Annotated in this window: 9 protein-coding genes; 3 read left to right on the top strand and 6 right to left on the bottom strand. The window is 70.5% G+C overall.

Annotation, left to right across the window (positions count from 1 at the left end):
- The 6 genes from ACE3Q2_RS08365 to ACE3Q2_RS08340 all read right to left on the bottom strand — a co-directional run.
- On the bottom strand, positions 1–534 hold a 534-nt coding region (locus ACE3Q2_RS08365), incomplete at its 3' end, for a J domain-containing protein (RefSeq protein WP_374473711.1).
- Positions 534–2822 (bottom strand): GumC family protein, encoded by a 2289-nt coding sequence (locus ACE3Q2_RS08360; RefSeq protein WP_374473710.1) that lies wholly within the window; start codon positions 2820–2822, stop codon positions 534–536. The genes ACE3Q2_RS08360 and ACE3Q2_RS08365, both read right to left, overlap by 1 nt.
- A 21-nt stretch (positions 2823–2843) precedes the next feature.
- Positions 2844–3569: a polysaccharide biosynthesis/export family protein gene (locus ACE3Q2_RS08355; RefSeq protein WP_374473709.1), complete on the bottom strand. Its 726-nt coding sequence runs from the start codon at positions 3567–3569 to the stop codon at positions 2844–2846.
- Positions 3570–3599: 30 nt separating this feature from the next.
- Positions 3600–4400, bottom strand: a complete 801-nt coding sequence (locus ACE3Q2_RS08350; RefSeq protein ID WP_374473708.1) for a tyrosine-protein phosphatase — start codon at positions 4398–4400, stop codon at positions 3600–3602.
- A complete protein-coding gene (locus tag ACE3Q2_RS08345) occupies positions 4397–5542 on the bottom strand; it encodes a glycosyltransferase family 4 protein (RefSeq protein ID WP_374473707.1) in 1146 nt (381 codons plus the stop codon). Before ACE3Q2_RS08345 ends, ACE3Q2_RS08350 begins: the two co-directional genes overlap by 4 nt.
- 175 nt (positions 5543–5717) lie before the next feature.
- Entirely contained in the window at positions 5718–7148 is a 1431-nt protein-coding gene (locus ACE3Q2_RS08340; protein ID WP_374473706.1) for a mannose-1-phosphate guanylyltransferase/mannose-6-phosphate isomerase, read from the bottom strand.
- Positions 7149–7261: 113 nt separating this feature from the next.
- Here ACE3Q2_RS08340 and ACE3Q2_RS08335 point away from each other — a divergent pair, with 113 nt between their 5' ends.
- The 3 genes from ACE3Q2_RS08335 to ACE3Q2_RS08325 all read left to right on the top strand — a co-directional run bounded on the left by ACE3Q2_RS08335 (position 7262) and on the right by ACE3Q2_RS08325 (position 10238).
- Positions 7262–8275 carry an aminoglycoside phosphotransferase family protein gene (locus tag ACE3Q2_RS08335; RefSeq protein WP_374473705.1) on the top strand — a complete coding sequence of 338 codons (1014 nt, stop codon included), beginning with the start codon at positions 7262–7264 and terminating at the stop codon, positions 8273–8275.
- Entirely contained in the window at positions 8272–8958 is a 687-nt protein-coding gene (gene murU, locus ACE3Q2_RS08330; protein WP_374473704.1) for an N-acetylmuramate alpha-1-phosphate uridylyltransferase MurU, read from the top strand. Before ACE3Q2_RS08335 ends, murU begins: the two co-directional genes overlap by 4 nt.
- 140 nt (positions 8959–9098) lie before the next feature.
- Positions 9099–10238 carry a diguanylate cyclase domain-containing protein gene (locus tag ACE3Q2_RS08325; RefSeq protein ID WP_374473703.1) on the top strand — a complete coding sequence of 380 codons (1140 nt, stop codon included), beginning with the start codon at positions 9099–9101 and terminating at the stop codon, positions 10236–10238.
- Positions 10239–10391 lie beyond the last annotated feature (153 nt).

The raw sequence follows: 10391 nt of genomic DNA, 5'->3' as shown, positions 1-10391 counted from the left end.
GCCGAATAACCCGCACCTTGTAGGAGCGGCTTCAGCCGCGAAGCTCTTCGCGAAAGGCTTCGCGGCTGAAGCCGCTCCTACAGGGGCACGGTGGGAACCATCGGCTAACGACAGGTCGTAGGCGGCGCGGCGGTCGGGGTGGCGCAGGTCCTGCCAGGCGCGGTTCACGCGGTCGGCGTAGATGGCGTCCCACTCGTCGGGGTTGCGGTCGGGGTGCAGCCAGCGCACCAGCCAGCGGTAATGTTCCTTGATGCGCGCGTCGGGCGCGTCGGGGTTCACGCCCAGGGCGCGGTAGCTGTCGGTGCCGGGGGCGAACAACACCTGCTGGATGAAGAACACCGCCGCTTCCACCACCGTGCCGGCGGATTCGTGGGCAGCATCGGCGCATTCGCGCGCCAGCGCCTCGTCGCCCGCGGCCAGGCGCAGCAGCACCAGCATGTCGTCGGGCAGCGGGCGCTGGGCGGCCTGGGCCAGCCGGGGCGGCGCCCGGTAGCAGGCCAGGGCCAGGTCCAGCGCTTGCCCCGCCGCCGACATCAGCGCCGCGCCAGCTTCTTCGGCTCGGGCTGCGCGCCGTAGCTGTAGTAGTTGTAGCCGCCGTAGCCGTAACCGTAGCCGGCGTGCTTGGCGCTGAACTTGGTGAGCAGCGCGCCGATCACGTGCGCGCGCGCCGAGTACAGGCGCTTGAGCGCGTTGCGGGCGAGCGTGATGCGGGTTTCACCCGCCTCCACCACCAGCAGCGTGCCGCTGGCCATGTTGGCCAGGATGGGCGCGTCGGCCAGGCCCATCACCGGCGGGCCGTCGATGATGACCTGGTCGAACTTCTCGCTGGCGATGGAAATCAGGCTCAGCATCTTCGGGCCCATCAGCAGCTCGGCCGGGTTCGGCGGCAGCGGGCCGGTGGGCATGAACATCAGGTGCGGCGAATCGGTGGCGTGGATCACTTCCGTGGCCTTCGAGGCGCCGGCCAGGTAGTTGCTCAGGCCGATGTCGTTGGGCTTTTCCAGCGCGCGGTGCAGTGACGGGTTGCGCAGGTCGGCGTCGATGATCAGCACGCGCTTGCCCAGCTGGGCGAAGTTCTTCGCCAGCGTGAGCGCCGTGGTGCTCTTGCCCTCGGCCGGCGCGGCGCTGGTGACCAGCAGGCAGCGCGGCACGCCGCTGTCGGTGGAGAACTGCAGCGCGGTTCGCACCGAGCGGTAGGCTTCCGAGAACGCCGAGCGCGGGTCGTCCAGGGCCTTGGCGGGCGTCATCGGTGCCTTCAGCAGCGGGATCACGCCCAGCACCGACAGGCCGGTCTGCTTCTCGACGTCCTCGGGCGATTTCAGCGTGTCGTCCAGGTACTCGAATGCCAGCGCCAGCAGCACGCCCAGCATCAGGCCGGCCAGCAGGCCAAGCGCGAGGTTGCGCGTCAGGCTTGGCTTGTACTTGAAGCCACGCTGGGCGCGGTCCACCACGGCGATGTTGTTGCTGGAAACGCCGCCGGCCACGCCGATTTCCTTGTAGCGCTGCAGCAGGCCGTCGTAGAGCTCGCGGTTGGTGTCAACCTCGCGCTTGAAGATGTTGTACTGGATCGAGCGGCTCTGCAGGTCGAGCACCTCGGTCTTCAGGCCGGCCATCTGCTCGCCCAGAAGGCGCTCCTGCTCCTGCGCGGCCAGGAATTCGGCCTGGATGGCCGATTTGATGTTGGCCACTTCCTCGCTGATCTGCCGCTCGACTTCGTCGATCTGGCCTTTCAGCTGCACCATCGCCGGAAATGCAGGCTTGTACAGCCGCAGCTTGTCCTGGTATTCGGCATTGAGCTCGGCGCGGCGCTCCTGCAACGACTGGATGATGGAGTTCTCGCCAATCTCGCCCAGCAGCACGGTTCCCTTCGACGCCTGTGCCTGGCGCCAGCGCGCCTCGGCGCGGATGCGGTCGCGACGGGCCTCGGCCAGCGCGGCGTTGAGCGTGCCGAGGTTCTGCTCGCTCAGGCTGGCGCTGCCCTCGCCGCTGGAGACGATCTGCTCCTGCTGCGCGAACTCCACCAGCTTGCGCTCGGAATCTTCAAGCTTGAGCTTGAGCTCCTGCAGGCGGTCTTCCAGGTAGGTCTTGGCGTAGGACGAGGAATCAAAGCGGCGCTCGAGGTTGCTTGCAATGAAGGCCTCGGCGATGGCATTGGCCGCGCGCTCCGAGAGCTCCGGGTCGGGGCTGTCGAAGTGCACGCGCACCAGGCGCGAGTTGCGCACGGGCTCGACGGTTAGGCCGTTCATGATGAAGCCCGTGGCGGCGGACTGCCGGGCGCTCACCTCGGCCTCGGTCGGCACCTCTTCTTCACCACCGCCACTGAACAGCCCCGCCAGCGCGCCCCAGGGCGAACGCGGCGCGAGACGCTCAAGCTGGTCGCCGTCGGCGAGACCCAGCTGAGACGCCACGCGCTCGGCCAGCGCACGGCTCTTGAGCAGTTCGTATTGGGTCTGGAAGAAATCGTTGCCGCCTGCGCCTTCCACCGGCGTGACGCCTTCCACGTCCACCACCTTGATGCTGTCGCGGTCGATCTGAAGCGAGGTGCTGGCGCGGTAGATCGGCGTCATCAGCAGCGTGCCCACCAGCGCCGTCACCAGCACGATGCCGGCGGCGCCCAGCACCGTCCAGCGGCGCTTGACCAGGATGCGCCAGTAGCTGAGCAGGTCGATCTCGTCGCTGTCGGCACCGTCCTGCGTGCGCACGTCGAGGCTGAGCGCCTGCTGGCGCGCGATGGCCAGCGCCTGCTGCCGCTCGTTGGCAGACTGCGTGGTGGGAAGCTGGCCGCCCTCGCCCGAAGCGCCGGGATCCTTGTTGTCAGACATGCGTGCTCGTCCTTGGGCCGGTCAGTAAACGGCGAAGAGATTGAAGAAGGGCACCGCCTGCAGCACGCGCTGCAAGCCGGTCTTCGCGCCCGACTGGTCGACGACGATGATGTCGTCGCCGTAGATCTGCGGGTCGGCCGCCTGGCCGGAGCGGATCTGGTTGAGGCTGAACACGGCGGCCATCTTCTGGCCTTCGATCTGCCGGAACACGACCACACCGTCCAGGTTGGCCAGGTCGGTGACGCCCTCGGCCTGGGCGATGGCCTGCAGCAGGCTGATGCGGCCCGTGAGCGGGTAGATGCCCGGTTTGCGCACGGCGCCCTCAAGGGTCACGCGCTGGCTGGTGAACTCCTTAACGAACACGCTTACCTGCGGGTCCTGCAGGTAGCTCTCGTCGAGCTTGGCGGCAATGTCGGCCTCCAGCTCCTGCACGGTCTTGCCGCCGGCCACGACCACGCCCACCAGCGGCAGCGAGATCTGGCCATTGCTGTTCACGCGCACGGTTCGGTTGAGCTCGGCCACCTGGAACACGCTGATCTCGAGCAGGTCCTGGGCGCCGACGCGGTACTCCGACGCGCCGGTGTAGGCACCCGTGGCGCTGGTGCTGTCGGGAACCCCCAGTTCGCTGGTGGCGGTAACCGCCGTCGCCGTACCGCTGCGGATGGCGGTGGTGTTGTTGGTGGCGCAGGCCGCCAGCAGCGGGCAGAGAAGAAGGAACGCAAGCGTCCGGAGTACCGTGGTTTTCATGTTTCGTCCGTTTCCGCCGGGGGGCTGGGATTATGGATTGCCAAACAGCCTATGCCAAAACCCCGGCCGGCCGGCTTTTTTCGGGGCGCCCGCGTCGGGCAGCGGCGGCACGGCGGCGGGCGGCAGGTCGTCGAGGATGGCCTGGGGGCGCGTTTCCACCAGGTGATGGGCCTCGACGGCGCCCAGCCGGCGCGCGGCGGCCTCGCGGCCTTCGGCCAGCAGCGGCGGGCGCTTGTCGCAGTGGTGCGAATCGGTGGCCAGGATGTGCACCAGGCCCTCGTCGAGCAAACGCTCGGCCCAGTACTGCGGGCGCTTGCCGAAGCGCCCGGTGAGGCTGCCGGCGGTGAGCTGCATCCAGGCGCCCTGCTTCACCAGGTCGCCGAACACGGCGTAGTGGTTTTCGATCCAGGTGAGCCGCTCGGGGTGCGTGATGACCGGCACCAGGCCGGCCGCCATCAGGCCGAACACCGACTCGGCGAAACGCGGCGGCGCCACGTGGTGCGGCGGCTCGAGCAGCAGGTAGCGGCTGCCGCACAGCGTGGGCACGCGGCCCGCGCGCACGGCGCCGGCGAGGTCGGGCGCCAGGTGCACGTCGGCGCCCACGCCCAGCTGCAGCGGGATGCCGGCGGCGGCCAGCTCGCGCCGGAACTCCACCACCGCGGCCTCGATGCCGGCGCGGGTGTTCTCGTACAGGCCCGGGTAGATGTGCGGGGTGCAGGCGGTGAAGACGATGCCGTCTTCCACGGCCTGGCGCGCCATCGCCAGCGACACCTCCAGGCTGAGCGGGCCGTCGTCGATGCCCGGCAGCAGGTGGCAATGCAGGTCGATCATCGGGTTTCGGTGGCTTCCTCGGCGGCGCGCACCGCTTCCGGCGAAGACGGCCGGCCGCCGCGCAGCCAGCGCAGGCGCGCCACGGCCAGCTCGCGCTTGCGGCTGAACACGTACCAGGCCATCAGCAGCACCAGGAACACGAGCACCAGCAGCGGCCGGTACACGCCCAGCTTCACCGCCAGCGCCGCGCCCAGGCCCAGCAGCAGCGAACCGCCCGCCATCAGCAGCACCACCAGGGTGGGGGTGTAGCCGGCGTCGAGCAGCAGGTGGTGCATGTGGTTGCGGTCGGCCTTGAACGGCGAGACGCCGTGGCGCCAGCGGCGCAGCATGAGCACCACGCAATCAATGAGCGGCAGCGCCAGCGTCCACGGCCCCAGCACCGGCGACACCGGGTGGGTGGGGTTCTGGGTGAGCCGCACCGACGACCAGGCGATGATGAAACCCAGCAGCATGCTGCCGCCGTTGCCCAGGAACACCTTCGCCCGCGGCTGCCAGGGGAAGCGGTGGTTCCACAGCAGGAAGCCCAGCACCGCGGCGCCCAGGCCCAGCAGGCGCTCGGCCAGCACCACGTCGCCGGCGTACAGGGCGAAGGCGGTGAACAGCGCCAGCGACACCAGCGCCAGCGAGCCGGCCAGGCCGTCCACGCCGTCGGCCATGTTCAGGGCGTTGATGACGCCCACCACGATGAACACCGTGAACGGCACCGCCAGCAGGCCGATGTTCGAGCCCATGAAGCCGAACACGTCCTGCAGGTTGCTGGCCTGCCAGCCGGCCAGGTACACCATGGACAGCGCCGCCACCGCCTGGGCGCCGATGCGCCAGCGGGCGCTCAGGTCGCGCAGGTCGTCGAGCTGGCCCACGGCCACCAGCAGGATGGCGCCGGCGAAGAAGGTGAACACGCGCAGGTTCAGCTGCGGCTCGAACAGCAGGAAGGTGACGATGGCCGCGACCAGGATGGCGATGCCGCCGATGACCGGGATCGCGCATTCATGCTGCTTGCGGCCCCCCGGGTGGTCCACCCAGCCCCAGCGGCGCGCCAGCGGCACGCCCAGCGGGATGAGCGTGGCCACGATGGCGAAGGCCAGCGCGGCGCGCAGCCAGCTCGAGGGGCCCAGTTGGTCGAGGAGTTGGAGAAAGTCCATCTTGGGGGGGTAAACGCACCTGGGCGTCGTTCCGGACAGTCCACGGCAGACTAGTCCCAGGCCATCACAATGACCAGCCGGGCCCGGGTTTGGGAAGGGAAAAATTCTCTTGCTTCCCGCCCCGGCGTGAAACATTTACCGGCTGAATGTGACGGCGTCGGCGGTTCCGGCCGGCTCAGCGGCCGTAGACGTCCTCGAAGCGCACGATGTCGTCTTCGCCCAGGTAGCTGCCCGACTGCACCTCGATCAGCTCCAGCGGCACCTTGCCGGGGTTTTCCAGCCGGTGCTTGCTGCCCAGCGGGATGTAGGTGCTCTGGTTCTCGGCCAGCAGGAACACCTTGTCTTCGCAGGTGACGCGGGCCGAGCCGCTCACCACGATCCAGTGCTCGGCGCGGTGGTGGTGCATCTGCAGGCTGAGCGCGGCGCCGGGCTTGACCACGATGCGCTTGACCTGGAAGCGCTCGCCACTGTCGATGCCGTCGTAGCTGCCCCAGGGGCGGTACACCTTGCGGTGCACGGCGGCCTGCGGGCGGCCTTCGGCCTTCAGGCGGGCCACGATGTCCTTCACCTGCTGCACCTGGTCGCGGGAGGCCACCAGCAGGGCGTCGTCGGTGTCCACCACGATCACGTCCTGCAGGCCCAGCAGGCTGACCAGGCGGCGGCCGCCCCAGGCCAGGGTGTTCCTGCAGCCCAGGGCCAGCACGTCGCCGTGGTGGGCGTTGCCGTCGGGGTCCTGGTCGGCGATTTCCCACAGGGCCGACCACGAGCCCACGTCGTTCCAGCCCACGTTGATGGGCAGCACGGCGGCGGCTTCGGTTTTCTCCATCACGGCGTAGTCGATGGAATCGGCCGGGCAGGCTTCGAAGGCGGCGCGGTCGAGGCGCAGGAAGTCCACGTCGCGCTTGCCGCCGGCCAGGGCCGCCTCGGCCGCCGCCGCCATGGCCGGGGCGAACTTCGACAGCTCGGCCAGGTAGGCCGAGGCGCGGAACAGGAACATGCCCGAGTTCCAGAAGTAGTCGCCGCTGGCGACGTAGGCCTGCGCCGTGGCCAGGTCCGGCTTCTCGACAAACCGCTCGACCGCCCGCACCCCGCCTTCCCCGGTAGGAGCGGCTTCAGCCGCGACCGCCTTGATGTACCCGTATCCCGTCTCCGGCCCCGTCGGCACGATGCCGAACGTAACCAGGCTCCCCTGCTCCGCCGCGCCGCGGCGCGCTTCCTGCACGGCGGCGCGGAAGCCGGCGGCGTCGCCGATGACATGGTCCGACGGCAGCACCAGCAGCAGCGGGTCGCGCCCGCCCTCCATGGCCTGCAGCGCCGCCACGGCAATGGCCGGCGCGGTGTTTCGCCCCACCGGCTCGAGCACGATGGCCGACGGCCCCGCGCCCACCTGGCGCAGCTGCTCGGCCACCATGAAGCGGTGCTCCTCGTTCGCCACCACGATGGGCGCGGCCATGCCCGGCAGCCCCGCCAGGCGCTGCCAGGTGGCCTGCAGCAGCGACTGCTCGCCCACCAGCGGCTGGAACTGCTTGGGGTGCGTTTCGCGCGACAGCGGCCAGAGCCGGGTGCCGGAACCACCGGAAAGCAGGACGGGGACGAGGTCGGTCATGGTTTCGAAAGCGAGGGAAAGTCCCCGCCATGATGCCACGCAGCCCGAAGGGCGGGCCCAACGGGCCGGCGGGAGGCGGTGGCCGGGCGCGCGATTCGGTAATAATCACCTTGATGAACATGCACAACGCCCTGCCCACCCGCGACGCCCTGCGCCTGGAATGGACCCGCCAGGCCCTGGCCGACCCGGACGCGCCCATCGAACGCGCCTCCAACGACGCCAGCTTCCGCAGCTACTGGCGCACCCGTTCGGCCGACCGCAGCTGGATCGTGATGGACGCGCCGCCGGACAAGGAAGACATCCGCCCCTGGCTCGACGTGGCCGCCCGCCTCTCGCGCGCCGGCCTGCACGCGCCCGAGATCCAGGCCGCCGACCCCGAGCGCGGCTTCGTGCTGATGGAAGACCTGGGCGACCGCACCCTGCTGCCCGAACTTTCCGAAGCCACCGTGGACCGCCTGTACGGCAGCGCGCTCGATGCCCTGCTGGCCATGCAGCTTCGCGCCGACGCCAGCGACCTGCCCGCCTACGACGAGGCGCGGCTGGTGGCAGAGATGGAGCTGATGCCGAAGTGGTTCCTGGAGCGCCACCTGGGCTTCACGCCGGAATGCGAGCAGTGGGACGTCATCGAGTCCGCCTTCCGCGCCCTGCTCAACAGCGCGCGGCTGCAGCCGCAGGTGTTCGTGCACCGCGACTTCCACTCACGCAACCTGCTGGTGACCGAACGCGACAGCCCCGGCATCATCGATTTCCAGGACGCGGTGCGCGGGCCCATCACCTACGACCTGGTCTCGCTGCTGCGCGACTGCTACATCGAATGGCCCGAGGCGCGCGTCAACGCCTGGGTCGAGGACTACCGCCTCAAGCTGGTGGACGCCGGCCTGTGCACGCTGGGCCCGGCCGCCTTCCTGCGCGCCTTCGACCTGATGGGCCTGCAGCGCCACATCAAGGTGCTGGGCATCTTCTGCCGGCTCTGGTACCGCGACGGCAAGGCCGCCTACCTGCTCGACCTGCCGCTGGTGTGGAAGTACACCCGCGACGTGGGCCGCCGCTACGAGGAGACCGCGCCCCTGGTGGCCCTGCTCGAGCAGGCCATCGGCGACCGCGACATCACCCTGCCCGCGCGATGAAGGCGCTGATCTTCGCCGCCGGCAAGGGCGAGCGCATGCGCCCGCTCACCGAGACCACGCCCAAGCCGCTGCTGCCGGTGCGCGGCAAGCCGCTGGTGGAATGGCACCTGGAAAAGCTGGCCGCGCTGGGCGTGGACGAAGTGGTCATCAACACCTCCTGGCTGGCCGGCGCCTTCCCGCCCGCGCTGGGCGACGGCGCGCGCTGGGGCCTGCGCCTGCACTATTCCTGCGAAGGCCCCGAGCCGCTGGAAACCGGCGGCGGCATGCTGCACGCGCTGCCGCTGCTGGGCGACGCGCCCTTCATCGCGGTGAACGGCGACATCTTCTGCGGCTACGACTTCGCCCGGCTGCCGCGCGAGCCCGCCGGCGAGGCGCACCTGGTGCTGGTGGACAACCCGGTGCACCACCCCGAGGGCGACTTCGCCCTGTTGCCAGGTGGCCAGGTGCAGGCCGCCGGTGAGGCGCGGCTCACCTTCGCCGGCATCGGCGTGTACCGGCCCACGCTGTTCGACGGCTGGCGCTCCACCATCGGCGCCGCCGCCGGCGCGGAGCTCGACCCGCCGCGTTTCCGACTGGCGCCCCTGCTGCGCGCGGCCATGCGCGCCGGGCGGGTCACCGGCGAACACTTCCGCGGCGAATGGACCGACGTGGGCACGCCGGAGCGGCTGGCCGCGCTGGGCTGAGCCGCCGAGCGGCAAACCGTGCCGCAGTTCACAGTTCTCCGGCGGCGCGGGCCCGGGTTCACCCTGCGCTCATTCCTGCGTCACAAGTCGTGACTTTCGTCCTTGCGTGCGGCGGCGTATTGGCCGCTAATGCGCGGTCCATGAAGCGAATCGCCGCCCGCAGCCCCCGCCAGATGCTCTGCCACGCCCTCGAGGGCGAGGTGGCGGGCATGGCGCCGCACGAGCGCCGCGAACAGTACCGGCGCCAGATCCAGCTGCTGCACAAGCCCATGTCGAACCTGCTGGTGGCCATGGCCGTGCTGGCGGCCCTGCACCTGGTGGTCGAAGGGGTGCTGCTGGCCGGCCTGCCGCTGCGCCTGGCCTGGCAGTCGGGCGGCGTGGCGCTGCTGGGCGTGATGGCGCTGCGCTACCGCCACGTGGTGTCGCTGCGGCGCCGGCGCCTGCTGGGCCTGGCCTTCCTGGCCGTGCTGCTGGCCTGCCTGTCGGTGCCGGCGCTGGAATGGGCGGGCAGTTCGGTGGTGCCGCTGGCGGTGTTCCTGCTGCTGCCGGTCACCTGGCTGCCGCTGCTGGTGAAGCCGCACATGACCTTCGGCGGCCTGGCGCTGGTGACGGCGGTGGTGGCCGCGCTGCTGTGGCGCTGCGAGGCGCCGGCGGGCGAATGCCAGCTGTTCGCGCTGTATTACGCGGTGAGCGTGGGCGCGGGCCTGCTGCTGCGGCGCGCCCGCAGCAACCTGGCCACGCGCCTGGACAAGCAGGTGGAAACGCTGTGGCAGCGCGCCGTGAGCGACCCGCTCACCGGCCTGCTCAACCGCCAGGGCTGGATGAACCTGGCGGGCACCGCCATGGCCGACGCGCTGGACGCGGGCCGCACGCCGGCAGTGCTGTTCATCGACGTGGACTTCTTCAAGCGCACCAACGACAAGCACGGCCACCTGGCCGGCGACGAGCTGCTGCGCGCGCTGGGCCGCATCATCGACGCGCGCATGGGCCCGGGCGAATACTGCGCGCGCCTGGGCGGCGAGGAGTTCGCCTGCCTGCTGCCCGATTCCTCGCCGCAGCACGCCGAGCGCTTCGCCCTGCGCCTGGCGGCCGACTACCGCCTGCACGCCAAGGCCATGGGCTCCACGCTCAGCATCGGAATCGCCGTGCACCAGGATGGCGACGTCCTCAACGACCTGCTCGCCCGCGCCGACGCCGCACTCTACGAAGCCAAGCACCGCGGCCGCGACCAGGTCGTCCTGGCCCACGACCACCCCGCCCCGCCCCCGCCCGTCCTCTGACGTCTTCTGACGGCATCGGACGGCTTCTGGCGATTTCTGTAGGAGCGGCTTCAGCCGCGCCCCCTTGAGGGGGGGGGGGCGGGGGGGGACGCGCCCCCCACAACGCCTGGTTGGTAGCGGGGGGGCGCCGGGGGGGGGGGGGCGCGCCCGGCG

The sequence above is a fragment of the Arenimonas sp. genome (assembly GCF_041913985.1).
Taxonomy (GTDB): domain Bacteria; phylum Pseudomonadota; class Gammaproteobacteria; order Xanthomonadales; family Xanthomonadaceae; genus Arenimonas.
This window is presented reverse-complemented; position numbering and strand designations above follow the sequence as displayed.

Bases quoted from the DNA above. Each gene is read 5' to 3' on its own strand.
- ACE3Q2_RS08340 (WP_374473706.1), bottom strand. From the start codon at position 7,148: ATGACCGACCTCGTCCCCGTCCTGCTTTCCGGTGGTTCCGGCACCCGG.
- ACE3Q2_RS08335 (WP_374473705.1), top strand. From the start codon at position 7,262: ATGAACATGCACAACGCCCTGCCCACCCGCGACGCCCTGCGCCTGGAA.
- ACE3Q2_RS08350 (WP_374473708.1), bottom strand. From the start codon at position 4,400: ATGATCGACCTGCATTGCCACCTGCTGCCGGGCATCGACGACGGCCCG.
- ACE3Q2_RS08360 (WP_374473710.1), bottom strand. From the start codon at position 2,822: ATGTCTGACAACAAGGATCCCGGCGCTTCGGGCGAGGGCGGCCAGCTT.
- murU (WP_374473704.1), top strand. From the start codon at position 8,272: ATGAAGGCGCTGATCTTCGCCGCCGGCAAGGGCGAGCGCATGCGCCCG.
- ACE3Q2_RS08325 (WP_374473703.1), top strand. From the start codon at position 9,099: ATGAAGCGAATCGCCGCCCGCAGCCCCCGCCAGATGCTCTGCCACGCC.
- ACE3Q2_RS08355 (WP_374473709.1), bottom strand. From the start codon at position 3,569: ATGAAAACCACGGTACTCCGGACGCTTGCGTTCCTTCTTCTCTGCCCG.
- ACE3Q2_RS08345 (WP_374473707.1), bottom strand. From the start codon at position 5,542: ATGGACTTTCTCCAACTCCTCGACCAACTGGGCCCCTCGAGCTGGCTG.